The 24,609-nt window shown below is 66.6% G+C and carries 27 protein-coding genes; 22 read left to right on the top strand and 5 right to left on the bottom strand.

Features of this window, described 5'->3' with window-relative positions:
• Positions 1 to 186 precede the first annotated feature (186 nt).
• The 4 genes from phnC (at position 187) to phnE (AC1DGP_RS18005) (ending at position 3,819) form a co-directional block, all read left to right on the top strand.
• Positions 187 to 1,005 carry a phosphonate ABC transporter ATP-binding protein gene (gene phnC, locus AC1DGP_RS18020; RefSeq protein WP_441487998.1) on the top strand — a complete coding sequence of 273 codons (819 nt, stop codon included), beginning with the start codon at positions 187 to 189 and terminating at the stop codon, positions 1,003 to 1,005.
• Between the two features lie 71 nt (positions 1,006 to 1,076).
• Positions 1,077 to 1,994, top strand: coding sequence for a phosphonate ABC transporter substrate-binding protein (phnD, locus tag AC1DGP_RS18015; RefSeq protein ID WP_441487997.1), 918 nt, complete (start codon positions 1,077 to 1,079; stop codon positions 1,992 to 1,994).
• 92 nt (positions 1,995 to 2,086) lie between these two features.
• Complete coding sequence (gene phnE / locus AC1DGP_RS18010) at positions 2,087 to 2,968, top strand: phosphonate ABC transporter, permease protein PhnE (RefSeq protein WP_476832371.1); 882 nt, start codon at positions 2,087 to 2,089, stop codon at positions 2,966 to 2,968.
• Positions 2,965 to 3,819 (top strand): phosphonate ABC transporter, permease protein PhnE, encoded by an 855-nt coding sequence (gene phnE / locus AC1DGP_RS18005; protein ID WP_441504401.1) that lies wholly within the window; start codon positions 2,965 to 2,967, stop codon positions 3,817 to 3,819. Before phnE (AC1DGP_RS18010) ends, phnE (AC1DGP_RS18005) begins: the two co-directional genes overlap by 4 nt.
• 72 nt (positions 3,820 to 3,891) lie before the next feature.
• Here the strand turns inward: phnE (AC1DGP_RS18005) and phnF are convergent, their stop codons facing one another.
• Positions 3,892 to 4,641: a phosphonate metabolism transcriptional regulator PhnF gene (gene phnF, locus AC1DGP_RS18000; protein ID WP_441504400.1), complete on the bottom strand. Its 750-nt coding sequence runs from the start codon at positions 4,639 to 4,641 to the stop codon at positions 3,892 to 3,894.
• Between the two features lie 88 nt (positions 4,642 to 4,729).
• Between phnF and phnG the strand changes: the two genes are divergently transcribed.
• The 8 genes from phnG to AC1DGP_RS17960 are packed head-to-tail and all read left to right on the top strand — an operon-like array spanning position 4,730 to position 11,234.
• A complete protein-coding gene (phnG, locus tag AC1DGP_RS17995; RefSeq protein ID WP_441487993.1) occupies positions 4,730 to 5,170 on the top strand; it encodes a phosphonate C-P lyase system protein PhnG in 441 nt (146 codons plus the stop codon).
• A complete protein-coding gene (gene phnH, locus AC1DGP_RS17990) occupies positions 5,170 to 5,772 on the top strand; it encodes a phosphonate C-P lyase system protein PhnH (protein WP_441487992.1) in 603 nt (200 codons plus the stop codon). Before phnG ends, phnH begins: the two co-directional genes overlap by 1 nt.
• On the top strand, positions 5,772 to 6,914 hold the full coding sequence (locus AC1DGP_RS17985) for a carbon-phosphorus lyase complex subunit (protein ID WP_441504399.1): 1,143 nt from the start codon (positions 5,772 to 5,774) through the stop codon (positions 6,912 to 6,914). The genes phnH and AC1DGP_RS17985 overlap by 1 nt, the downstream gene beginning before the upstream one ends.
• Positions 6,911 to 7,858 carry an alpha-D-ribose 1-methylphosphonate 5-phosphate C-P-lyase PhnJ gene (locus tag AC1DGP_RS17980; protein ID WP_441504398.1) on the top strand — a complete coding sequence of 316 codons (948 nt, stop codon included), beginning with the start codon at positions 6,911 to 6,913 and terminating at the stop codon, positions 7,856 to 7,858. Before AC1DGP_RS17985 ends, AC1DGP_RS17980 begins: the two co-directional genes overlap by 4 nt.
• Before the next feature lie 29 nt (positions 7,859 to 7,887).
• Positions 7,888 to 8,661 (top strand): phosphonate C-P lyase system protein PhnK, encoded by a 774-nt coding sequence (phnK, locus tag AC1DGP_RS17975; RefSeq protein WP_201788699.1) that lies wholly within the window; start codon positions 7,888 to 7,890, stop codon positions 8,659 to 8,661.
• A gap of 43 nt (positions 8,662 to 8,704) precedes the next feature.
• Complete coding sequence (gene phnL, locus AC1DGP_RS17970) at positions 8,705 to 9,403, top strand: phosphonate C-P lyase system protein PhnL (RefSeq protein WP_441504397.1); 699 nt, start codon at positions 8,705 to 8,707, stop codon at positions 9,401 to 9,403.
• Positions 9,403 to 10,542 (top strand): alpha-D-ribose 1-methylphosphonate 5-triphosphate diphosphatase, encoded by a 1,140-nt coding sequence (locus AC1DGP_RS17965; RefSeq protein WP_441504396.1) that lies wholly within the window; start codon positions 9,403 to 9,405, stop codon positions 10,540 to 10,542. The genes phnL and AC1DGP_RS17965 overlap by 1 nt, the downstream gene beginning before the upstream one ends.
• Entirely contained in the window at positions 10,539 to 11,234 is a 696-nt protein-coding gene (locus tag AC1DGP_RS17960) for a DUF1045 domain-containing protein (protein WP_441487987.1), read from the top strand. Before AC1DGP_RS17965 ends, AC1DGP_RS17960 begins: the two co-directional genes overlap by 4 nt.
• On the opposite strand, the gene phnN is transcribed toward AC1DGP_RS17960, so the two are convergent.
• Positions 11,235 to 11,804, bottom strand: a complete 570-nt coding sequence (gene phnN / locus AC1DGP_RS17955) for a phosphonate metabolism protein/1,5-bisphosphokinase (PRPP-forming) PhnN (protein WP_441487986.1) — start codon at positions 11,802 to 11,804, stop codon at positions 11,235 to 11,237.
• Positions 11,805 to 11,844: 40 nt separating this feature from the next.
• Between phnN and AC1DGP_RS17950 the strand changes: the two genes are divergently transcribed.
• A complete protein-coding gene (locus AC1DGP_RS17950) occupies positions 11,845 to 12,471 on the top strand; it encodes an LbetaH domain-containing protein (RefSeq protein WP_476832370.1) in 627 nt (208 codons plus the stop codon).
• 152 nt (positions 12,472 to 12,623) lie between these two features.
• A complete protein-coding gene (locus tag AC1DGP_RS17945) occupies positions 12,624 to 14,126 on the top strand; it encodes a methyl-accepting chemotaxis protein (protein WP_441504394.1) in 1,503 nt (500 codons plus the stop codon).
• 10 nt (positions 14,127 to 14,136) lie between these two features.
• On the opposite strand, the gene AC1DGP_RS17940 is transcribed toward AC1DGP_RS17945, so the two are convergent.
• Complete coding sequence (locus AC1DGP_RS17940; RefSeq protein WP_441504393.1) at positions 14,137 to 14,706, bottom strand: helix-turn-helix domain-containing protein; 570 nt, start codon at positions 14,704 to 14,706, stop codon at positions 14,137 to 14,139.
• 190 nt (positions 14,707 to 14,896) lie between these two features.
• Here AC1DGP_RS17940 and AC1DGP_RS17935 point away from each other — a divergent pair, with 190 nt between their 5' ends.
• A complete protein-coding gene (locus AC1DGP_RS17935; protein WP_441504392.1) occupies positions 14,897 to 16,138 on the top strand; it encodes an MFS transporter in 1,242 nt (413 codons plus the stop codon).
• 6 nt (positions 16,139 to 16,144) lie between these two features.
• Here the strand turns inward: AC1DGP_RS17935 and AC1DGP_RS17930 are convergent, their stop codons facing one another.
• Positions 16,145 to 16,411 (bottom strand): hypothetical protein, encoded by a 267-nt coding sequence (locus tag AC1DGP_RS17930; RefSeq protein ID WP_441504391.1) that lies wholly within the window; start codon positions 16,409 to 16,411, stop codon positions 16,145 to 16,147.
• A 337-nt stretch (positions 16,412 to 16,748) separates the two neighbouring features.
• Between AC1DGP_RS17930 and AC1DGP_RS17925 the strand changes: the two genes are divergently transcribed.
• The 7 genes from AC1DGP_RS17925 to bla all read left to right on the top strand — a co-directional run bounded on the left by AC1DGP_RS17925 (position 16,749) and on the right by bla (position 23,577).
• Positions 16,749 to 17,264, top strand: a complete 516-nt coding sequence (locus tag AC1DGP_RS17925; protein WP_441504390.1) for a hypothetical protein — start codon at positions 16,749 to 16,751, stop codon at positions 17,262 to 17,264.
• 279 nt (positions 17,265 to 17,543) lie between these two features.
• Positions 17,544 to 17,858, top strand: a complete 315-nt coding sequence (locus AC1DGP_RS17920) for a hypothetical protein (protein ID WP_069879203.1) — start codon at positions 17,544 to 17,546, stop codon at positions 17,856 to 17,858.
• A 79-nt stretch (positions 17,859 to 17,937) separates the two neighbouring features.
• Positions 17,938 to 18,609, top strand: a complete 672-nt coding sequence (locus tag AC1DGP_RS17915) for an SOS response-associated peptidase (protein ID WP_441504389.1) — start codon at positions 17,938 to 17,940, stop codon at positions 18,607 to 18,609.
• 141 nt (positions 18,610 to 18,750) lie between these two features.
• A complete protein-coding gene (locus AC1DGP_RS17910) occupies positions 18,751 to 18,999 on the top strand; it encodes a hypothetical protein (RefSeq protein WP_441487978.1) in 249 nt (82 codons plus the stop codon).
• A gap of 528 nt (positions 19,000 to 19,527) precedes the next feature.
• The gene (locus tag AC1DGP_RS17905) at positions 19,528 to 20,703 is read left to right on the top strand and encodes a phosphoserine transaminase (protein WP_441504388.1); all 1,176 of its coding nucleotides are present in this window, start codon (positions 19,528 to 19,530) and stop codon (positions 20,701 to 20,703) included.
• Between the two features lie 218 nt (positions 20,704 to 20,921).
• Positions 20,922 to 22,511: a phosphoglycerate dehydrogenase gene (gene serA / locus AC1DGP_RS17900; protein WP_441504387.1), complete on the top strand. Its 1,590-nt coding sequence runs from the start codon at positions 20,922 to 20,924 to the stop codon at positions 22,509 to 22,511.
• Positions 22,512 to 22,581: 70 nt separating this feature from the next.
• Positions 22,582 to 23,577: a class A beta-lactamase gene (bla, locus tag AC1DGP_RS17895; RefSeq protein ID WP_441504386.1), complete on the top strand. Its 996-nt coding sequence runs from the start codon at positions 22,582 to 22,584 to the stop codon at positions 23,575 to 23,577.
• Positions 23,578 to 23,685: 108 nt separating this feature from the next.
• Here the strand turns inward: bla and AC1DGP_RS17890 are convergent, their stop codons facing one another.
• Positions 23,686 to 24,600, bottom strand: a complete 915-nt coding sequence (locus tag AC1DGP_RS17890) for a DMT family transporter (RefSeq protein WP_441504385.1) — start codon at positions 24,598 to 24,600, stop codon at positions 23,686 to 23,688.
• Positions 24,601 to 24,609 lie beyond the last annotated feature (9 nt).

Raw genomic sequence — 24,609 nt, 5'->3', positions numbered from 1 at the left:
CTCCGCCGCCTCAGACGAGTCAACAGCCTCCGTGACGCCCCGCCCCATAGCCCCCGATCCTGCTGTCACGGCCCTGTCATCTGTCGCCGATACCGGTTTGCGCACTGCAAGAGAGCATGAGCTCCGGACTGCGCCTCGCCCATGTCCGGATGTCGCCATGCTCGCTCCTCGATGGGAAGACCGTTCATGCTGCGTATCGAAGGCCTGACCAAGCGCTTCAGCGGCAAAGCCGCCGTGGACAATGTCTCGCTGTCGATCCCGAAGGGCGAAATGGTCGGCGTCATCGGCCGCTCCGGCGCCGGCAAGTCGACCCTGCTGCGCATGATCAACCGCTTGGCGGAGCCGAGTTCCGGCCGCCTGATCAGCGACGAGCGCGATGTCACCGCATTGAAGGGCGCCGAACTGCGCGCCTGGCGTCGCGACACCGCGATGATCTTCCAGCAGTTCAATCTCGTCGGACGCCTCGACGTGCTGACCAATGTCCTGCTCGGCCGGCTCAATCACCGCTCCGCCTTCCTGACGCTGGTGAAGAGCTTCTCGCCGGACGACAAGATCCGCGCCATCGCCGCACTCGAGCGTCTCGACATGGGCCATCTTCTGGCCCAGCGCGCCGAGACCCTCTCGGGCGGCCAGCAGCAGCGCGTCGCGATCGCCCGCGCCCTGGTCCAGGAGCCGAAGGTCATTCTCGCCGACGAGCCGATCGCTTCGCTCGATCCGCGCAACACCCAGGTCGTGATGGATGCGCTCTTCCGCATTAATCGCGAGGACGGCATCACCGTGATCTGCAATCTGCATGATCTCGATATCGCGGCGAAATATTGCGACCGACTGATCGGCATGGCCGCAGGCAAGGTCGTGTTCGACGACGTGCCGCAGGCGCTGACCCGCGAGATCGCGGCCGAACTTTACGGCATCGAGGCCAAGGATGCCGGCGCCGAGGCGCTCGACGCGCTCGATGCCATCGCCATCGCCGAAGCCAAGCGCGCCAAGCAGACCGCGGCCTGAGCCGGGTTCAAGCCCGGCCAGGACCGCTCACACCTGAAAAGACCGCCAACAGCCTTCAACAGGAGCAAACCATGCTGACCCGTCGTCATACCCTCACGCTCGCCGCCGCCGGCCTGGCCGCGACGCTCGCCGCTCCCGCCTTCGCGCAGGACTGGAAAGCCAAGTATCCGGAGCTGATCTTCGCCATCATCCCGTCCGAGAACGCGTCTGGCGTCGTCGAGCGCTACACCCCCTTCGTCAACTACCTCGCGAAGGAACTCGGCACCAAGGTGACGCTGCGCATCGCCAACGACTATGCCGCGATCATCGAAGGCCAGCGCGCCGGCAACATCCATATCGGCATGTACGGCCCCGCCTCCTTCGCCCGCGCCCGCATGACCGGCGCCAAGGTCGATGCCTTCGCGATCGAGACCAATCTCGACGGCACCAAGGGCTACCACTCCGTCTTCTACGTGAAGAAGGACTCGCCCTATCAGAAGGTCGAGGACCTGAAGGGCAAGAATCTCGGCCTCGTCGATCCCAATTCCACCTCTGGCAACAATGTGCCGCGCTTCGTGCTCGACGGCATGAAGATCGAGCCCGAGACCTTCTTCGGCAAGGTCGTCTATACCGGCAGCCACGAGAACGCGGTCATCGCGCTCGGCCAGGGCACCGTCGACATCGCCGCCAACTGGTGGAACGACGAGCAGGAATCCAACCTGCAGCGCATGGCCCGCAAGAACATGGTCAAGGCCGACGATTTCCGGATCATCTACAAGTCCGAGCAGATCGTGAACTCGCCGATGGCCTATCTTTCCGACCTGCCGGAGCCGCTCAAGGCCTCGATCCGCGACGCCGTCCTCAACCTCGCCACCAAGGACAAGGTCGCCTTCGACAAGATCTATGAAGGCAAGCAGGGCCCGCTCGTCGCGGTCGACAACAAGGCCTACGACCCGATCATCGAACTGAACAAGTTCGTCGACGCGCTCCGCAAGAAGAAGTCTTCGTAAGCGCTTACCCGCCGACCGTCATGGCCAGGTTTGTCCCGGCCATGACGGAGTGGCGTCCCGCCGCGACTGGCGAACCCCGCGACGGAACCAACATGCCCCTGACGATCGATCGCAACGACCCCACCATTCGCGGCCATGCCGATCTCTATCGGCGCGAGATGGGCGCAAAGCGCCGCCAGGCCCTGCTCGGCGCCGCCATCTTCATCGCCTGCGTCACCCTCTCCGCGATCGGCTCGGAGGTCGATCTCGCGAAATTCGCCGCAAACGCCTGGCGTTTCCCGAAATACATCCTCGAGACCCTGCCGACCCTGCACCTCGCCACGCTCGGTGCCGATCTCAAGGAATGGTACTGGGGCCTGAACGGCTGGCTGAAACTGCTCTGGCAAACCCTGTTGATTGCCTATGTCGGCACCGTGCTGGGCGCCGTCGGCGGCTTCCTGCTCTGCTTTTCCGCCGCCGCCAATCTCGGCCGTGCCGGCTGGCTGCGCTGGGCCACCCGCCGATTCCTCGAATTCTGCCGCACCGTGCCGGAGATCGTCTTCGCGCTGATCTTCGTCATCGCCTTCGGCCTCGGCCCGCTGCCGGGCGTGCTCGCCATCGCGATCCACACCATGGGCGCAATGGGCAAGCTCTTCTCCGAGGTGGTCGAGAACATCGACATGAAGCCGGTCGACGGCCTCACCGCGACGGGCGCGGGCTGGTGGCAGACGATCCGCTTCGCCGTCGTCCCGCAGGTGCTCTCCAATTTCGCCAGCTACGCGCTGCTGCGTTTCGAGATCAATGTCCGCGGCGCCTCGATCATGGGCTTCGTCGGGGCCGGTGGCATTGGCCAGGATCTGATCGAGGCCATCCGCAAATTCTACTTCACCGATGTCAGCGCCATCCTGCTGCTGATCATCGTCACCGTCATGCTGATCGACTACGGCACCGAGCGTCTGCGCCACGCCCTGCTCAGCCTGGAGCACCGCTCATGAGCCTCGCCCTCAACGCCACCGAGCGCGCCGATCTCGTCCGTCGCCATCAAGGCGCCATCGACGGCTCGCTGAAGACACGCCTGACCACCATCGCGGTCGTTGCCGCCCTGCTCGGCCTCTTCCTCTATGGCCTGACCACACTGGAAGTCTCGTTCTGGAAGATCATCACCGGCATCGGCAATCTCGGCACATTCGTCGTGCTGATGCTGCCGCCGGATCCCGGCTCTGCGGCCCGCGCCGTGATCTTCGTGAAAGCGCTGTTCGAGACCATCGCCATCGCCTTTCTCGGCACCATCCTCGCCGCGATCCTCGCCTTCCCGCTCGGCTTCCTCGCAGCCAAGAACGTCGTCGCCAACCGCGTCATCCATTTCCTGGCGCGCCGCTCGCTCGACACCGTGCGCGGCGTCGATGCCCTGATCTGGGCCCTGATCTGGGTCAATGTCGTAGGCCTCGGCCCCTTCGCCGGCATGCTCGCAATCATGACCAGCGATCTCGGCGCCTTCGGCAAGCTCTATTCGGAAGCGATCGAATCCGCCGACCGCAAGCCCGTCGAGGGCGTGACCTCCTCCGGCGGCGGCAAGCTCCACGAGATCCGCTTCGGCCTGATCCCGCAGGTGTTGCCGGTCATCGCCAGCCAGGTGCTCTACTATATCGAGTCGAACACCCGCTCCTCGACCATCATCGGCATTGTCGGCGCCGGCGGCATCGGCCTCTATCTCGCCGAGACCATCCGCACCCTGGAATGGCAACAGGTCTCGTTCCTGATCCTGCTCGTGCTTGCCGCCGTGACCGCGATCGACTTCCTGTCCAGCAAGCTGCGCTTCGCTATCATCGGCAAAAGGGCCATCTGACGGACTGGCTCGTCATATGGCCCGGGCCTGCCCCGACCATTCGCACCTCGCCGGGAGCACGAGCGGCTGCCCTCACTCCGTGAACGGCTCGACCACCATTTCCATCCGCTCGCCGGCAAAGATGCCGTCGACCAGATGGATCGGGGTCAGGTCAGGCAGCGCGTCGACAGCCGCGGAGAGCATGACCGCGGCGCCGGGCTCGATCCTGAGCAGCAACGCCTCGCGCTCGCTGGCGAGCCGCGCCGAAAGCCGTGTCGAGAGTCGCACATAATCCGGGATGCCGCAGGCGGCGAAGGCTGCCGAGATCGACGAGCCGGCCCGGCTCAGCATCTTGTCGAAATCCGGGAAGCGCTCGGCCGAAAGGAGATGCACGCCGGTGCTCACCGGCACGCCACCGGCAAGGCTCAGCGTCTCGATCCGCCAGAGCGGCGCCCCGTCCTCCAATCGCAGCGCCGCGCAGGCCTCCGCCTCGCCCTTGACGATCTCGGCGCCCAGGATCGAGCCTGCCACGGTGATGCCGGCCGCACCAAAATTGGTCCGCATGCTGACGCGCCGGCCGATGCGATAGGGGAAGCGCGGCGCCGTGACCTGCGTCCCGCGGCCGCGAGAGACGCTGACCAGCCCACGATCGGCGAGATGCCGAAAGGCCTGGCGAACCGTATGCCGGTGCACGCCATAGCGCTCAGCCAGCGCGAGCGAAGAGGGCAATGTGGCGCCCGTCTCATATTCGCCGCGCCCGATCGCCGCTTCGATCTCGTCCGCGATACGCCGCCATGCCGTGGCGGCTTCGCCGGCCTGGCTGGCTGCATGGGCATCCGTCATCAAAGCTTCATCCAAAATGTATAGACCTTTCCCCGTGACGACCTTATCGTAGTCTAGACATTAGGCCCTGACCAGAGAGCGACCTGAGATGAGCGGGACCACTCCACGACAGCAATGGCTGGCAATCCTCGCCCGAGCCTCACGCGCCGAGATCGAGAGTCTCGCCGGCGGGCTCGGCGCCCTGCCCGACCATGACGTGCTGAAGGCGCCCGAAACCGGGACCGTCATGGTCGAGGGCCGCGCCGGCGGCGCGGGACGCCGCTTCAACCTCGGCGAAGCCACCGTGACGCGCTGCGTCGTACGCCTCGGCGACGGCACCATGGGCTTTTCCTACGCTCTCGGTCGCGATGGCCGCAAGGCGCGGCTCGCAGCCGTGATCGACGGGCTGTTGCAGGGCGAAGGCGAGGCTGGGCCGCTCCGCAGCGGCGTCGCCGAACTCGCAGATCGCCAGCAGGCGGCGCGCACCCTCGCCTCCCGCAAGGCTGCAGCCACCAAGGTCGATTTCTTCACTCTGGTCCGGGGCGCGTGATGCAGAACGACACACTCATTGGCGCCGGCCTTTCCGACCCGGTCTTCCAGTCCCAGGCCGCCTTCCGCGCCCTGCTCGCCGCCTTGTCGGAGCCAGGTCTCGTCCAGGACGTCGCAACCGGCTTTGCTGCGCCGGCAGGACTGGAACCGGCAACCGCCATCGCCCTGCTGACCCTTGCCGATTACGAGACGCCGATCTGGCTGCCGGCCGATCTGCGGGCCGGCCCCGCCGGCGCCTGGCTGCGCTTCCATTGCGGCGCGACATTGGTCGAAAGCCCTGATGAAGCCGCCTTCGCCGTGCTGAACGGCACCGATATCGCTCCGGCGCTGTCCGCCTTCAGCCCCGGCACCGACCAGTTTCCGGATCGCTCGACCAGCGTGATCGTACAATGCGCCAGCCTCGCAGGTGGCGACGCCGTGACGCTGGCCGGCCCGGGCATTGCTGACAGCCACGAGATTGCACCGAAGGGACTGCGCCCCGGCTTCTGGACCGAGGTCACGGCCAATGCCGCGCGCTACCCCCTCGGCATCGACCTTATCCTCAGCCATGGCGAGGCGATCATCGGCCTGCCGCGCTCGACGCAGATCCTGGAGGCCCGCTGATGTATGTCGCCGTCAAGGGGGGCGAGGCCGCCATCCTCGCCACACATGATCTCATCGCGGAAGCCCGCCGCGGCAACGAGGCCGTGCCCGAATTGGCCGTCGCGCAGATCCGCGAGCAGATGGGGCTCGCCTGCGCCCGCGTCATGAACGAAGGCTCGCTCTACGATCCCGATCTCGCGGCGCTGGCGCTGAAGCAGGCGCAGGGCGACGCGATCGAGGCCGCCTTCCTGATGCGGGCCTATCGCACGACCTTGCCGCGCTTCGGCTCGTCGGAGCCGGTCGACACGGCGCAGATGGCGATCCGCCGCCGCGTATCCGCCACCTACAAGGATCTGCCGGGTGGCCAGGTGCTTGGCCCGACCTATGACTACACCCACCGCCTGTTCGATTTCGCGCTGATGGATGGCGCCTCGCCTGTCGCAGTACCAGCGGCGGCGGCCGACCCGCTCGACGCCACCATGCCGCGCGTGCCCGACATTCTCGGTGCCGAAGGCCTGATGGAAGCCGAAGAGCCGCCCGAGGGCGATCCGCGTCCCTTCGACCTCACCCGCGAGCCGGTCTCCTTCCCCGCCGACCGTGATGTCCGGCTCCAGGCCATGGCGCGCGGCGATGAGGGCTTCATGCTCGGCCTCGGCTATTCCGTGCAGCGCGGATACGGCAATTCGCACCCCTTCGTCGGCGAGGTCCGGGTGGGCGAAGTCAGCGTCGAATTCGTGCCCGAGGAACTCGGCTTCGCCGTCGATCTCGGCGAGATCACGCTGACCGAATGCCAGATGGTCAACCAGTTCAACGGCACCAAGGACGTGCCGCCGCAGTTCACACGCGGCTATGGCCTCGCCTTCGGCCATGCCGAGCGCAAGGCGATGTCGATGTCGCTGGTCGACCGTGCGCTCAAGGCACGCGAGTTCGGCGAGGCGGCAGAGTATCCCGCGCAGCAGGACGAATTCGTGCTCTACCACTCCGACAATGTCGAGGCGGCCGGCTTCGTCGAGCATCTCAAGCTGCCGCATTATGTCGACTTCCAGGGTGAGCTCGAACTGATCCGCCGCATCCGCCGCGAGCGCGAGCAGCGCCTGGCGGGCGAGACCCAAGAGACCCAGGTCCAAGAGACGCAAGACACCCTGCCGGAGGCCGCGGAATGACCCTGCATCAGATCGTCCCCGGCGAAGATACAAAGCCGGCTTATAATTATGCCTATCTCGACGAGCAGACCAAGCGGATGATCCGCCGCGCCCTGCTCAAGGCGGTCGCGGTGCCCGGCTATCAGGTGCCGTTCGGCTCGCGCGAAATGCCGTTGGCGCGCGGCTGGGGCACCGGCGGCATCCAGATCACCGCCGCGATCATTGGCCCCGACGATGTGCTGAAGGTCATCGACCAGGGCGCGGACGACACCACCAACGCCGTCTCGATCCGCCGCTTCTTCGAGCGTACGGCGGATGCGAACACGACCGAGGCGACGGACGAGGCCACCATCATCCAGACCCGCCACCGCATCCCGGAAGCGCCGCTGAAGGCCGGGCAGATCATGGTCTACCAGGTGCCGCAGCCCGAACCCCTGCGGAAGCTCGAGCCGCGCGAGGCCGAGACCCGGAAGATGCACGCCTGGGCCGAATACGGGCTGATGCAGGTCAAGCTCTACGAGAATATCGCCCGCTTCGGCGAGGTGACGACGACCTATGACTATCCGGTCGACGTCAATGGCCGCTATGTGATGGCGCCCTCGCCGATCCCGAAATTCGACAATCCGAAGATGCATATGTCGCCCTCGCTCCAGCTCTTCGGAGCCGGCCGCGAGAAGCGCATCTATGCGGTGCCGCCCTATACCAGCGTGCGCAGCCTCGACTTCGAGGACCATCCCTTCCGCATCCAGAGCTGGAACGAGCCCTGCGGGCTCTGCGGCGCGACCGATTCCTATCTCGACGAAGTCATCACGGACGACCGCGGCGGCCGCATGTTCGTCTGCTCCGACAGCCACCATTGCGAGACGCGGCGCGCCGACGGTCATCGCGGCGCGATGCTGGCCGACGCATCGGCGCTCCATCTCGTCGACGACAAGCAGGCCAAGGACGAGGTGTCGAAGTCATGACCCAGCATGTCTCCCCGCAGGATCTCGGCATCGATCCCGATCCGCTGCTCTCGGTCTCCGGCGTCAGCCGCTTCTACGGCGAGCGCATCGGCTGCGCCGATGTCTCCTTCGATCTCTGGCCGGGCGAGGTGCTCGGCATCGTAGGCGAATCCGGCTCGGGTAAATCGACCCTGCTGCGCTGCCTTGCCGGCATCGACGCACCGGACGAGGGCGAAGTGCTGTTCCGAGGCTCCGGTCAGCCGCTCGACATCTATTCGGTCGCCGAGCAGGATCGCCGCCGCCTGATGCGCACGGCCTGGGGCATCGTGCACCAGAACCCGCGCGACGGCCTGCGCATGGACGTCTCGGCCGGCGGCAATGTCGGAGAGCGCCTGATGGACCGCGGCGACCGGCATTACGGCAAGATCCGCGAGCGCGCGCTCGACTGGCTCACCCGTGTCGAGATCGCCGAGAACCGCATCGACGATCGTCCGCGCCAGTTCTCGGGCGGCATGCAGCAGCGCCTGCAGATCGCCCGCGTATTGGTCTCGGAGCCGAAACTCGTCTTCATGGACGAGCCGACCGGCGGCCTCGACGTCTCCGTGCAGGCGCGGCTGCTCGATCTGCTGCGCGTGCTGGTCCGTGATCTCGGTCTGGCCGCCATCATCGTCACGCATGACCTCGCCGTCGCGCGCCTGCTCACCGACCGGCTGATGGTGATGAAGGACGGCCGCGTCGTCGAGCAGGGACTGACCGATCAGGTCCTGGACGACCCCCATCACGCCTACACGCAGTTGCTCACCTCGGCGGTGCTGAGCGTATGAGCGTCACAATCGCGTCACCGGAACCGCGCAAGGCATCCCGACCATGACCACGATGATTCACGTCGAGAACGTCGCCAAGACCTTTACCCTGCACAATCAGGGCGGGGTCCGGCTGCCTGTCTTCGACAATATCAATTTCAGCGTCGACGCCGGCGAGGCGCTCGTCCTGGCCGGAGCCTCCGGCGCCGGCAAGTCGAGCCTGCTGCGCATTCTCTACGGCAACTACCGGCCGAGCTCCGGCCATATCCACATCACCCATGCCGGCCGGGCCATCGACATCGTCGCGGCCGTGCCGCGTACCGTGCTCGATATCCGCCGCCGCACGCTCGGTTTCGTCTCGCAGTTCCTGCGCGTGATCCCGCGCGTTTCGGCGCTCGACATCGTCCGCGATCCGCTGCTGGCACGCGGCGTCTCCCCTGATGAGGCCAGCGCGCGCGCCAAGGCGATTCTCGCTCGGCTGAACCTGCCGGAACGCCTCTGGCACCTCGCGCCCGCCACCTTCTCCGGCGGCGAGCAGCAGCGCGTCAACATCGCCCGCTCCTTCGTCGATCCGGCGCCGATCCTGCTGATCGACGAACCGACCGCCTCGCTCGATGCCGCCAATCGCGACGTCGTGGTTGACCTGATCGGTGAGGCGCGCGCAAACGGGTCCGCCATCGTCGGGATCTTCCATGACGAGGCGGTGCGCGAGCGCGTCGCCACCCGGTATCTCGACATCACCGCATTCCGGAAGGCCGCCTGATGCAGACCGTTCTCACCAATGCCAAGCTGATCCTGGAGAACGAGGTCGTCACCGGCACGATCGCCTTCGACGCAACCGGGATCACCGATGTCGACCAGGGCCGCTCACAATTGCCGGGCGCGATCGACATCGGCGGCGACTATGTCGCGCCCGGCCTCGTCGAGATGCATACCGACAACATGGAAAAGCACTTCATGCCCCGGCCCAAGGTGTTCTGGCCGAACGGGCTTGCAGCCGCGCTGGTCCATGACGCCCAGATGGCGGCCTCCGGGGTCACCACCGTCTATGACGCGGTCTGCGCCGGCACGCCCTTCTCGGCCAAGGATTACCGCAAGGACATCTTCGCCGACGTGATGAAGGCGCTGCGCGAAGGCAAGGCCGCAGGCGTCTTCCGCATCGACCACCGCATCCACATGCGCTGCGAACTGACCAGCCCGGACCTGATGCGCGACATCGAGCCCTATCGCGAGGACGATCTCGTCCAGCTCGTCTCGCTGATGGACCACACGCCCGGCCAGCGCCAGTGGCGCGACATTCAGCACCTGCGCACCTATGCGCTCGGCAACGGCAAGACCGAGGCCGAGTTCGAGGAGGACGTCGCCGTCCGCCAGTCCGAAGGCACGGCCAATGTGCCGAGCAACTGGAGCGCCGTGGTCGAGATGTTCCGGACGCGCGGCATCCCGATCGCAACCCATGACGACACCACGGTCGACCATGTCGAGGCCGGTGTCGCATCGGGCGCCGTGATCTCGGAATTCCCGACCACGATCGAGGCGGCGGCTGCCGCGAAACAGCGTGGACTTGCCACCATCGCCGGCGCACCGAACGTCGTGCGCGGCGGCTCGCATTCCGGCGGCGTCTCGGTCTCCGAACTGGCCGAGAAGGGCCTGCTCGACGGCCTCTCCTCGGATTATGTGCCGGCAAGCCTGCTGCAGGCGGTGCTGAAGCTGCATGCCAGCCATGGCATCGCGCTGCCCGACGCCATGGGCATGGTGACCTGGAAGGTCGCCGACATCCTCGGCCTGAAGGATCGCGGCCATCTCAAGACCGGCCTGCGCGCCGACCTGGTGCGCTTCAAGGCACTCGGTGCGACGCCGGTGATCGCCGCCGTCTGGTCGAAGGGCGAGCGCGCATTTTGAGCACGCCGCGCTACGCTCTCTATTACGCCCCCGCCGCCGACAGCGCCCTCTGGCGCTTCGGCAGCGCCGTGCTGGGCTATGACGCCGTCACCGGCGCGGATGTCCCCGCCCTCGTGCCGCCCGGCTGCGATCACAGCCAGTGGCCGACGCTGACTGAGGAGCCGCGCCGCTACGGTTTCCACGCCACGCTGAAGGCGCCCTTCGAACTGGCTGCCGGTCGCAGCGAAGGCCAGTTGCGCGCCTTCGCCCATAATTATGCGGCAGGCCTCGAGAGCGTCCGTCTCGACGGCCTGTGTCTCACTGCGCTCGGTTCCTTCATCGCGCTGACTCCTTCGGCCGAAAGCCCGGCGCTGCAGCACTTCGCCTTCGCCCTCGTCCAGGCCTTCGAGCCGTTCCGCGCTCCGCTGGCCGAGGCCGACATGGCGCGGCGGCTGAAGCACCCGCTGACCCCGGCCCAGCGCGCCTATCTCGAAGCCTATGGCTATCCCTATGTCGGCGACGCCTTCCGTTTCCACATGACGCTGACCGGCTCGCTGCCGATGGATCAGGGGGCTGCGGTGCAACTCGCCCTCAGCGACGCCTATGCACGGGCCGTTCCGCCGAAGCCCGCCGTGATCGACCGCATCGCGCTGTTCAAGCAGGACACGCGGGCAGGCCGCTTCCGCCTGCTCGACAGTTTCCCGCTGGCCTGATCAGCGATGCGGGCTGAGCGCGGTCAACACGGCGACGAACTCGCCAGCCGCCTCGGCCACGGTCCGGTCGTTCTGGATCGAAACCAGTTGCGCGCGCTCGGTCGTCAGCGGCACCTCACGGGCAAGCCGGGCACGGATATCGGCCTCGCTTTCGCGTCCACGCGCTGCCAGCCGCCTGGCAAGAACCTCGTTCGGGGCGGTGATGTTGACCACCGTCACCTGGCCGGCAAGACGCTCGGCCGCGGGAACGGCCCGGCGCGAGCCATTGGCGATGACCACCTGCCCGCTCGCGATGCCAGCCAGCGCCGCGGCCGGAATGCCGTAGCAAAGGCCATGGGCGCGCCAGCTGAGCGCGAGGGCGCCGCGCGCCTCCGTCGCGTCGAATTCAGCCTCGCTGCAGCTGTCATGGTCCTCCGCGCCGGCCATGGCCTGGCGGGTGATCAGACGGCGGACGAAGGCGAAGCGGCCATCACCTGCCAGCGCGGCACGGGCGGCCTCCATCAACGTGTCCTTGCCCGCTCCGGACGGGCCAACCACCAGCACCAGGACTCCCGATCCTGCGGCCGTCATGGCTGCAGAGGGTTCCAGCAGATCTTGAGAGGATGATGACATGGCGGGCAAGAAACTCGGACTTGAACCTGTGATCGACCCGACCGCTCATGTGCGGCAGGCGACGCTCGGGCGCTACACCGAAATCGGCGCGCGCACCTCCTTCGTCGAGTCGACGATGGGGGACTACTCCTATGTCGTGAACGACTCGAATGTCATTTACACGACAATCGGCAAATTCTGTTCGATTGCGGCCATGACCCGCATCAACCCCGGCAACCACCCGATGCAGCGGGCGAGCCAGTCGCATTTCAGCTACCGCGCCAGCGCCTATTTCGACGATGCCGAGGACGATGCGCCCTTCTTCGCCTGGCGCCGCTCGACGCCGGTGACGATAGGTCACGATGTCTGGATCGGCCATGGCGCGATCGTGCTGGCCGGCCGCTCGATCGGCACGGGCGCGGTCGTCGCCGGCGGCGCCGTCGTCACCAAGGACGTGCCGGCCTACACCATCGTCGCCGGCAACCCGGCCAGGCCGATCCGCAGGCGCTTTCCCGAAGACATCGCCGAGCGGCTGATCGCGCTGTCCTGGTGGGACTGGGATCATGCCGCCTTACGCTCCGCACTCGACGATTTCCGGACGCTGCCCGTCGAAGCCTTTCTCGAGCGCTATGAAGGCCTGCGGTGAACCGCTGGCGACTGACAATCCTGCGGCATAGGACCACAGACGCTCCGTCCTGCAGGCAAGAGCCGCAATCTTCTTCGGATATTAACCAGCCATCGCCGAGTTTCGGCCGGCGTGCCGAGGGGGCTCGGCGCATCAGGCTTGAGTAAACGGCTATGGCACCATCCGACGATCTCGCCCGGCGGCGCGACTTCATGAAGCTCGGTCCGGACGCGTTGCGGCGCATCCACGATGTCGAGGACACGCTGCTGGAGGCMCTGCCGGATGCGCTCGGCGCCTTCTATGCACAGGTCCGCGCCTTCCCCGAAACCCGCGTTTTCTTCGGCAGCGACGCCCATATCGAGCACGCGAAGAGCAAGCAGCTCGGCTACTGGGATCGTATCGCCCGGGGCCAGCTCGACGAGGATTATGTCGCCGCCGTCACCACGGTCGGCAAGGTCCACGCCAGGATCGGGCTGGAGCCGCGCTGGTATATCGGCGGCTATGCCCTGCTGCTGGAGCAGCTGATCGGCAAGGTGCTCGAGGCGCGTTGGCCGAAGGGCCGCTTCGGCGGCAAGATCGAAGGCGCCGAGGACCGTGCCGCCGAGATCACCGCCATCGTCAAGGCGACTCTGCTCGACATGGACTATGCCATCTCGGTCTATCTCGAGGCTTCCGAGGCGGCCCGTCTCAAGGTCGAGGCAGAGGCCCGCGCCGTCGAACAGGCCAAGGCGGACGAGCGCGACAGGGTCGTCAGCCTGGTCAGCGAAGGCATGGCCGCGCTCGCCAAGGGCGACCTGACCTTCCGCATGGATGCGGAGATGCCGCCCGAATACGCACTGCTGCGCAGCCATTTCAATCACGCCATGGAACAGCTCGGCGAGATGGTCACGACCATCCAGGCGACGTCGGGCTCGATCGCCACCTCCTCGCAGGAGATCGCGTCCGGTGCCGACGACCTGTCGCGACGCACCGAGGAACAGGCCGCCGCGCTCGAACAGACGGCGGCCACGACCGAAGAGCTCGCCGCGTCCGTCAAGACCTCAGCCCAGTCTTCGCGCGAGTCGGTTGCGCTGGCCGATGACGCCGCCGCCGTCGCCCGCACCGGCGGCACCATCGTCAGCGACGCGATCGATGCCATGACCCGTATCGAGCAGGCCTCGAAGAAGATCTCGGAGATCACCACAGTGATCGACGGCATCGCCTTCCAGACCAATCTTCTCGCGCTCAACGCCGCGGTCGAAGCGGCGCGCGCCGGCGATGCCGGGCGCGGCTTTGCCGTCGTCGCAGCCGAGGTCCGGGCGCTTGCCCAGCGCTCGGCCGAAGCCGCCAAGGACATCACCGGGCTGATCGGATCTTCCGATGCCGAGGTCGCCGAAGGCGTCCGGCTCGTCCGCCTCGCTGGCGGCACGCTGGAGAAGATCGTCGATGCCTCGATGCGCGTCTCCGGCACCGTCAACGAGATCGCGGTGGCGTCCGGCGAACAGGCCAATGGCATCGACGAGATGAGCCAGACCGTCAGCCATATGGATGAGATCACCCAGAGCAACGCGGCTCTCGCCGAACAGAGCGCAGCCTCGGCCCGGACCCTGCTCAGCCAGATCGAGCGGCTGAACCAGCTCGTCGCAGCTTTCCGCACGCAGGAGCAGCGCGCGGCGGCACGGCACCGGGCAGCCTAGGAACCCTGGCCTATCTCCGGACGAGGGCGACGAGATAGACGCTCTCGCCCGCGCCCGGGTTGAAGAAGGACGAATCCGCCGGCGGCCCGAGTTGCAGACAGTCACCCTGCTGCAGGGTGTGGGTGACGCCGCCTTCGCGGAATTCGAGCTCGCCCTGCAGAACCCAGATCTGCTGGCGCTGGAACAGGAAGGCGGCGGCCGGATACGGCACCCGCACACCGGGCGGCAGCGTGATCTGCAGCAGCTCGAGAATATCTCCGGAGGGCGGCGAGATCGTCCGGCGGACGTAGCCGGTTTCCGGATCCTGCCAGACCGGCTGATGGCCATGCCGGCTGATGCGGTCTTCCGAGCGCTCGGCCAGGGCCAACAGCACCGAGAGCGACAGGCCAAAAGCTCCCGACAGCCGCCCGAGCACGGTTGCCGTCGGGCTCGCATCGCCGCGCTCGATCTTGCTGATCATCGCCTTCGAGACGCTTGAACGCTCGGCAAGATCGGCCAGCGACCAGCCGCGCGTGTCCCGTTCGATCCGGATGCGGGCGGCGATGGCCTGATTGGGGTCGTCTTGGCTCTGGGAACGCATGGACTCTCGATGGTCAGCTTCTGAGGCGGGTCCTAAGTTCTTCCGGCGTCTCGCCCGCCCACTCAAGAGGCTCGACCCGAAAAATGATGCCTCATGCCTGAATCGTCTTCTATAGAAGCCAGACGTATACTATAGGAGACGACAGGGCGCCTTCGGACGGTTCCGCACGGGCGCAGAAGGCCGGTGAGCGATGCATCCTGGACTCCGAACTCCCGGCGGGACCACCACCCCCTATTCCGCGAAGGCGAGCTCGCTTGCGCTCCTCCTCCTCGCCGAAACCCTGGCAATGGCGGCCTGGTTCGCCTCGGCCGCGGCGATCGCGGCGATCCGGCGGGAGCAGCCGCTCGACCCGCTGAGCGAAGTGCTGCTCACCAGTTCCGTCCAGGCCGGCTTCGTCCTCGGCACGCTCGCGAGCAGCCTGCTCGGCCTGGCCGACCGCTTCGATCCGCGCCGCCTCTTTGCACTCTCCGGCGCGGCAGCGGCTGCGCTAACCGCTGCGCTCGCGTTGCTGCCGCCGGTCGGGCCGGTGACGATCGCCCTGCGGGTCCTGACCGGCCTGTGCATGGCAGGCATCTACCCGGTCGGCATGCGCATCGCCGCGACCTGGGCGAACAGGGACCTCGGCCTGCTGATCGGCCTCCTGGTCGGCGCCCTCGTCATCGGCTCGGCGAGCCCGCATCTGCTCGGTGCCTTCGAGGGCATAGGCTGGCGCGGCATCTATCTCGGCGCCGCGGCCTCGACGCTATGCGGCGCCGTCCTCATCCTGTTCGCCGGGCTCGGGCCCCATCTCGTCCGACGCGCCGGTCTCGCTCTCGGCCAGTTCGCCCAGGCCTGGCGCAACCCTGCGCTGCGTCTCGCCAATGCCGGCTATTGCGGCCACATGTGGGAGCTCTACGCCATGTGGGCCTGGCTCGGCGTGTTCCTGCAGCAGACCATCGCCGGCCGCGGTCCGCAGGCCGGACACGGCGCAGCCGCAGTGCTGACCTTCTTCGCCGTCGCCTCCGGCGCGCTCGGCGCCTGGCTCGGCGGCTGGCTGGCCGACAGGCTCGGCCGCACCGCTGTCACCATCGGCGCCATGGCGCTCAGCGGCGCCTGCGCGCTTGCGATCGGCTGGCTCGCCGCAGCCCCTGTCATGCTGGCTGTCGTCGCGATCCTCTGGGGCATCTCGGCCGTGGCCGACTCCGCCCAGTTCTCGGCCAGCGTCGCCGAGCTCGCCGAGCCCTCGCTGGTCGGGACCATGATCACGGCGCAGACCTGCGCCGGCTTCCTGGTGACGCTTGTCTCGATTCACCTCGTGCCGCATTTCGTCTCGGCCTTCGGGTGGACGGCGGCCTTCTCGGCGCTGGCGCTCGGCCCCGCCGCCGGCTGCTGGGCGATGTGGCGGCTACGCCGGCTTCCCGAGGCAAGCAGGCTCGCGGGCGGGAACCGCTAAGGCCCCCTAACCCTCCGCTGCCCGCGCCACCGCCTGGCCCAGCCGCGCGATCGCCTCGGCCGCGCCCGCCTTCAGCGTGACGTCCTGCGCCTCGGCATCCCTGGAGAGCTGCTCGCTCAGCGCCGCGAGGCTGACCTCGTTGCCGCTCGCTACGAGCTTCAGCACCGCGTTCGCGAGAACATTCGGCCAATAGGCGGCACCGCCCTTGGCCAGCCCCTTCGCCTTGCGGCCCTCGAACTCCTTGGTGAGTTGCTCCGGCGTCTTCCTGGCCATGTCCGTCTCCGGTTCCTCTGCTGGTTTGGCCCCATGGACGAGACGGAAGCGGCGCGGTCAAGCCCGGTGGCACAACGATGGACCCCGGCGCCTCTCTTCTGGCCGGAGAAGATGCGAAGCGCCGGCCCCTTCCCACCATGCTTGACCTCGTCTCGGGCGCAGCCGCATCCGACGCATGGGCCGCCAACCTCAAAACCGTGATCGTCAGGCCCAAAATCCCTCATGGACCGTTCATTTTACGAGGAATATCCTCTTTTCCGGAGATCTGACCGGGATGGGATGCGCTCGCCCGGCCCAGGTTCCGCCGACGGGCATGCCCCGTCAGGAGGCGATGACCATGACCAAGACCAGCACTGCGCTTGCCCTCGGCCTGTTTGCGCTCGCGGGCGGCGTCGTCCTGCCGGCCGCGACACCGGCCCAGGCCCTGACCATGAAGGAATGCAGCACGAAATATAACGCCGCCAAGACCGGCAATACGCTGGGTGGCCAATCCTGGAACGACTTCCGCAAGAGCCAGTGCAGCGATGCCGCAACGCCGGCCGCCGCAACGCCGGCTGCTGCCCCGACCGCCGCACCAGCCGCCGCCCAGCCGAAGCCGCAGATGGCAGCGCCGGCCGCCGCGCCGGCTCAGGCGAAGCCGCACGCCGCCATGCCAGCCGCCATGGGCAATGCTGTCTTTCCGGCCAAGGTCGACCCGAAATACGCTTCCGAGACCGCCGGCAAGCAGCGTTTCAAGACCTGCAACGACCAGTACAACATCAACAAGGCCAATGGCGGCAATGGCGACCTGAAATGGATCCAGAAGGGCGGCGGCTATTACAGCCAGTGCAACACCAAGCTGAAGGGCGTCTGAGACAGGCGCAAGGCGCCCCGCTTCCCCTCTCCCTGATCTCGGGCCTGCCCGAGATCAGCTCTCGGAAGTATCGAAATCGGGAACATCCGACTTCAATCCGGGAGAGGTGTCCTCGCACCGTCCCGGGAAGTAATTGCCCGGCAGTTTCTTCCCGCCTGCCGGGATTGCGCGTGCAGCAGCACCGAAGACAATCAATAAAGCATTGAGAAACAAAGACTTCTCCGGAAGCGTCGCTGGCCCGCCCCTTGCGTGACGCGTGCAACCAGCCCGGAGGTTGCCATGTCGATTTCAATCTCGTCGTCCCAGCCGGCCACGTCGCTTGCCGATGCCTTCAAGACCGTTGCCAAGGTCGCCGACAAGTCCGCCGCGCAGAAGACGGCGGAAACGGATTTCCTCAAGCACGCCCAGATGACGCCGGCCGAGCGCATGCACACCGCCATGCTCGCCAAGTTCGGTCTGACCAAGGAACAGTTCGACCAGCTCGATCCCAAGGCCAAGGGCGAGATCGCCGACAAGATCCGCGACGAGATCAAGAAGCAGCTGGAAGCAAGCGGCACCATGCGGACCGGCGTGATCACCGACAAGAAGATCTGAACGGGCGCGAGCGCGTCGCGCTTTACAGCGCCACCGCCACGGCATCATCCTGCCCCTCCCCGGTCGGGAGGATGACGCCATGTGTGGACGCTTCAGCCAGGCCTTTACCTGGGAGGAGATCGTCGCCTTCAGCCAGCCGCTGACGGTGCCGACCGAGCGGGCCAATCTCCAGCCGCATTACAATCTCGCGCCGACCGACACGGTGCGGATCATCGTCAGGACGCCGCTCGGCCGCGAACTCATCCCGGCGCGCTGGGGGCTGATTCCGCCCTGGCACAAGGGCAGGCCGAACGAGGTCGGCGCCACTTTCAATGCTCGCGTCGAATCGGTCGCGACGAAGCCGACCTTCCGCTCGGCCTTCAGGAGCCGGCGCTGCATCATCCCAGCCAGCGGCTTCTTCGAATGGACCGGCCCGAAGGGCGACAAGACCCCGCATTTCATCAGCGCCGCCGACGGCGCCCTGCTCGCCTTTGCCGGGCTCTGGGAACGCTGGAAGGACCCGGAGACCGGGCAGGAAATCATCAGCTGCACGATCATCGTGCGCGATCCCGTCGCCGGCATCGCGACACTGCATGACCGCATGCCCTGCATGCTCCACCCCAGGGATTTCGACGTCTGGCTCGATGGCTCCGCCGGCGAAAAGCTGCTGACCGATCCGCCGCCGGCGCTGCGCGACTGGATCGTCGACCGCCGCGTCAACAAGAGCAGCGTCGGCGATGACGATCCCGGGACGATCACGCCGTTGGGTTAGCCGGCTCACGCGAAACCCCGGCTCTTCTGCAATGCCCTGCCTGCAGACCAGGGCGTCGGTCAGCGTCGTTGCGCCGCACGGCCGGGCGGTGCAGGAGCGGCGCAAAAGGGCCGCATGGCCCGGCCGTTCAGGACAACCATCATGCCTCTCGCCTCCCGCGCGCTTGCCGCGGCTTTCGCCTGCCTCCTCCTCTCCTCCCCGGCGTCAGCCGCGATCACCGACCCGGAGATGACCTGCGCCGCCTATCTCAGGAATGGCGGCCACAAGCCGGCTGGCCATGCCGCCAGGGACAGGACACCGGCCGATGTCGCAGCCAGGATCAGGGCGTTTTGTGCCGCCAATCCGAAGATGAAGGCGATGGATGCAGAGATGACGATGACGGGGGATTGAGCCGGGCGAGGCTCGATCGTGGCTACACGTCCAGCAGGCTTTACTCTGTCATCGCGGCTGGGCGAKCCGGCCCGGCAGTCGCCTGCCAGCCCGGCTCTGACCGGGGGGCGGACGAAACCAAGCTCACCTCGGCTGGTCCCATCAGAGCGCCGACGTTCAAGAGATTCAACACCGGCTTTCGGCGCATTGCTCAACCCAAGGGATGAACCACGCCAGCACCATAACGATGAGTCAGCTGGTTGATGCCGCACAGTGGCTATCAAATACGTGACGTGACATTTCGAGGGTGCCATTCGGGGCGGGCTTCCTGCTCCCGGCAATCCCACCGCTAGTGACTTCCTGGCCGTGGCGCGGCAACCGCTATTCTGAAATCCAATCTGTCACCATTTGATCCTTCGTTCATTGCCATTTGATTGTTCGCGCTACAATAAGCTCGCCGCTTGACTCCCCCCGCCCTGATCCCCTACCCCCATCGACGGGACACGCCGCCCCAACGCGGCGCGCCCATCTGTAAGGATGGAGACATCGATGGCGAATACTGTTCCGGCCACGCGTCCGCGCGTGCCGCATTTCTCGTCCGGCCCCTGCGCCAAGCGCCCCGGCTGGTCCCTTAAAGCCCTGTCAGATGCGGCGCTCGGCCGCTCGCACCGTGCCAAGATCGGCAAGGACAAGCTCAAGCTTGCGATCGACCTGACCCGTGAGATCCTGCAGGTGCCGGCGGATTACCGCATCGGCATCGTGCCCGCCTCCGATACCGGCGCGGTCGAGATGGCGATGTGGTCGCTGCTCGGAGCCCGCGGCGTCGACATGCTCGCCTGGGAGAGCTTTGGCGAGGGATGGGTGACCGATGTCGCCAAGCAGCTCAAGCTCAGCGATGTCCGCATCTTCAATGCGCCCTATGGCGAGCTGCCGAACCTGAAAAAGGTCGACACGAAGGACCGCGACGTCGTCTTCACCTGGAACGGCACGACGTCCGGCGTCCGCGTCATCGACGCGAGCTGGATCGCCGATGACCGCGAGGGCCTGACGATCTGCGACGCAACCTCGGCCGCCTTTGCCCAGCGCCTCGACTGGGAGAAGCTCGATGTCACGACCTTCTCCTGGCAGAAGGTTCTGGGCGGCGAAGCGGCCCATGGCATGATCGTGCTCTCACCACGCGCCGTCGAACGCCTCCTGACCTACAAGCCGGCCTGGCCGCTGCCGAAGGTTTTCCGCATGACCTCCGGCGGCAAGCTCTCCGAGGGCATTTTTGTCGGCGAGACGATCAACACGCCCTCGATGCTCGCGGTCGAGGACTATCTCGATGCGCTGCACTGGGCGAAGAAGGTCGGCGGGCTGGACGGACTGGTGAAGCGCGCCGACGGCAATGCCCGCGTGCTCGCCAAGTTCGTGCGCGAGAATGACTGGATCGATTTCCTCGCGGTGAAGCCGAAGACGCGCTCGAACACCTCGGTCTGCCTGAAGTTCACCGACCCGGCGGTGACGGCACTGCCGGCCGACGCGCAGGCGGCCTTTGCCAAGCAGGTGGTGTCGATCATCGAGAAGGCCGGCGCTGGCTTCGATCTCGGGCATTATCGCGACGCCCCTCCCGGCCTGCGGATCTGGTGCGGCGCAACCGTGCAGAGCCGCGATCTGAAGGCGCTGCTGCCCTGGATCACCTATGCCTTCAACGAGGCCAAGGCCGGGTTGAAGAAGGCGGCGTAACGCTGTCGCGCCGAGCTGCACGTCATGGTCGGGCTTGTCCCGACCATCGCCGCTTGCGACGCCGATGACGGGCCGGACGATGACAGCAGGTCGGGCCAGTCCTTTTGCCCAGACGCGGGCCTGACCCGCGCGAAGACGTGGATGGTCGCCGCAAGCGGCGGCCATGACGACCTTCTCCATTTTAGCCCGCTCTCCGCGCGGGCAACCGAGGGATTCCCATGACCGCTCCCAAAGTCCTGATTTCGGACGCTCTTTCTCCCGCCGCCGTGCAGATCTTCAAGGATCGCGGCATCGACGTGACCTTCGATCCGAGCCTCGGCAAGGACAAGGACAAGCTCGCCGCGATCATCGGCGAGTATGACGGCCTCGCCATCCGCTCGGCGACCAAGGCCACCGCCAAGCTCCTGGAGCAGGCGAAGAATCTCAAGGTCATCGGCCGCGCCGGCATCGGCGTCGACAATGTCGAGATCCCGGCGGCGACCGCGCGCGGCATCATCGTGATGAACACGCCCTTCGGCAATTCGATCACCACTGCCGAGCATGCCATCGCCATGATGTTCGCGCTCGCCCGGCAGATCCCCTCCGCCGACCTCTCGACCCAGGCCGGCAAGTGGGAGAAGAACCGCTTCATGGGCGTCGAGATCACCGCCAAGACGCTCGGCCTGATCGGCTGCGGCAATATCGGCTCGATCGTCGCCGAGCGCGGCATCGGCCTGAAGATGCGCGTCATCGCCTTCGACCCCTATCTCTCGCCGGAACGCGCCGTGCAGCTCGGCGTCGAGAAGGTCGAGCTCGACGAGTTGCTGAAGCGTGCGGATTTCATCACCCTGCACGTGCCGATGACCGAGAAGACGAAGAACATCCTCTCGGCCGAGAATCTCGCCAAGACCAAGAAGGGCGTGCGCATCATCAACTGCGCGCGCGGCGGCCTGGTCGACGAGGCAGCACTCGCCGAGCTGATCAAGTCCGGCCATGTCGCGGGCGCCGCCTTCGACGTGTTCTCGGCTGAGCCGGCCGAGACGAACCCGCTCTTCGGGCTGGAGAACGTCGTCTGCACGCCGCATCTCGGCGCCTCGACCAATGAGGCGCAGGAGAATGTCGCGCTCCAGGTCGCCGAGCAGATGTCGGACTACCTGCTCAAGGGCGCGATCACCAATGCGGTCAACTTCCCGTCGATCTCGGCCGAGGAAGCGCCGCGGATCAAGCCCTTCGTCGCGCTGGCCGAAAAGCTCGGCTCGTTCCTCGGACAGCTGACCGAAGCCGCCGTGAAGGGCATCCGCATCGAGTATGAGGGCGCGGTCGCCCAGCTCAATCTGAAGGCGATCTCGGCCGCCGCGATCACCGGCGTGCTGCGGCCCTTCCTGCCCGAGATCAACATGGTCAACGCCGCGATGATCGCCAAGGAGAAGGGCATCGTCGTCGAGGAGATGACACGCGAGGTCGCCGGCAATCTCGAGAGCGTCATCCGCATCGTCGTCGATGCCGAGGACATGCCGCGCCATGCCTCCGGCACGGTGTTCCAGGACGGCAAGCCGCGCATCGTCGAGATCCGCGACATCCAGGTCGATGCCGAGTTCGCGCCGCACATGCTCTATGTCCGCAATGCCGACAAGCCGGGCTTCATCGGTCAGTTCGGCTCGCTGCTCGGCGCGGCCGGCGTCAATGTCGCGACCTTCAGCCTTGGCCGCGACAAGCCGGGCGGGGATGCGATCTGCTATGTCGCCGTCGACGAGGCGATCTCGGACGAGCTGCTCGCCAAGATCCACGAGATCCCGATGGTGAAGCGGGCGCGCCGGCTGAAGTTCTGAAGCCGCCGGCATCGCGTCCAAACGGCGCCGCAATCCAGATCCCCTGTGGCCCCGCCACAGGGGATTTTTCATGCCGCGATTCGCCGCTCTCGCCCTCGCCTGCCTCGTTGCCACGCCAGCTCTCGCCGACTGGGACAGGGCAAAGCTCGACAGCGGCATCAAGACCATCGAACAGGATGCCAGGGGCCGCCTCGGTGTCGCGCTGATCGATCTGAAGGACCGCAAGAGCTGGTCGCATCGCGGGCAGGAGCGCTTCCCGATGCAGAGCGTCTTCAAGCTGCCGCTCGCGATCGCGGTGCTGCAGGCGGTCGAGGCCGGCAAGCTCGGGCTCGACCAGGAGATCCGCGTGAAGCGCACCGAGCTCGCGCCCTACTGGAGCCCGATGAAGAAGGGCTTCAAGGGTGAGGAACAGGGCTACACGGTCACGGATCTTCTGACCCGCTCGACCGGGGCAAGCGACAACAGCGCCGCCGACGTGCTGATGAAGCGGACCGGYGGGCCGAAGGTCGTCACGACGATGCTGAACGAGGGCGGCATCGCCGGAATTTCGGTCGATCGCTATGAGCGCGAATTCCAGCCCGAGATCGCCGGCCTGCCGGCCTTCGCCTGGGATGAGGTCATCGACGACGAAGCCTTCGAGGCCGCGATCGCGGCCATGCCGAGGGAGAAGCGGCGCCCGGCGCTGGAGAGCTATATCAAGGGCGAAGCTCGGGATTCCGCCACGCCCGAGGCCTCGATCGCCTTTCTCGAAGGCCTCGCCAGGGGCAACTGGCTGCGCGAGCCGGCGCATGACCGGCTTCTGACCGAGATCCTCTTGAAATCACCGACCGGCGCCCAGCGGGTCAGGGCCGGCGTCCCCGCTGGCGCGAGTTTCGCGCATAAGACCGGCACCGGCGACACGCTCGACGGCATCAACAGCGCCACCAACGATATCGGGATCGTCGCTCTGCCCGACGGGCGGCGTTTCGCGATCGCGGTCTATCTTGCCGGCGCGCAGGCCGATGCCACAGCGCGCGAAGCGGCGCATGCAGCCGTGGCGAAGCTCGCGGTCGAGAGCCTGAACTAAAGCATCGGCCCGAAAAGTGGAGTGCGGTTTTCGGGAAAGCGATGCAAATACAGGAGGTTAGATCATCGGACTGGATATATATGATATCCGATCCGTTGATCTAAGGGATCACGCCCTGGAGGCGCGATGTTCGGCGATCCAGATGCCGCCGAGCACCAGCGTCAGCGCCAGCCCGTGATAGAGCGCGAGTCGCTCGCCCAGGATCAGCACGGCGAGCATCGGTGCGAAGACCGGCACCAGGTTGACGAAGACGCCGGCCCGGCCAGGTCCGATCAGCTCGACCGCGCGCAGGAAGAAGAGCTGGGAGAGCAGCGACGGCCCGAGCACGACAAAGGCCAGGATCGCCCAGCCTTCGTGGGTCGGCCAGATGACGCTGCCGTTCCAGATTTCGAGCCCGAGCAGCGGCAGTGAGACGATGCCGGCGACGATCGCCATCGCCGTGAAGAAGACCAGCCCCGGCACGGCCGGACGCGAGCGGATCCCGACCGTGTAGCCGGCATAGAAGACGCAGCCGATGATCATCCAAACATCGCCCGGCACGAAACTGAAATTCGCCAGCGTCGCGAAGTCTCCGCGGCTCGCCGTCACCACGACGCCAAGCATGGTGACTGCGACGCCGATCGCCTGCATCCAGCCGATCGGCGTGCGATAGGCGATGAAGGCCCCGATCAGCACATAGACCGGGATCGAGCCCTGCAGAATCCCGATATTGATCGCGGTCGTCGAATAGGCCGCGAGGTACATCAGCGCGTTGAAGGCGGTGAAGCCAAGGGCGCCGAGCATGATGATCCGCCAGCGATGCGCCAGCAGGACCGGGGCATAGTGCTTCAGCTCGCGCCGCAGCATCAACGGCAGGATCGCGCAGACGAATACCCAGCGCAGCGAGGTCAGCGCCATTGGCGAGATCTGCCCCACGGCAAGCCGGCTCGCCACGGCATTGCCGCCCCACATCAAGGTGGTGAGGATCAGGAGCAGGTAGGCGTTGCCCCAGACACGCTGCGGCAGGGAGGTGGCTGGGGACAAGGTTGCGGC

It is taken from the genome of Allobosea sp. 05T433, from assembly GCF_056396065.1.
This window is presented reverse-complemented; position numbering and strand designations above follow the sequence as displayed.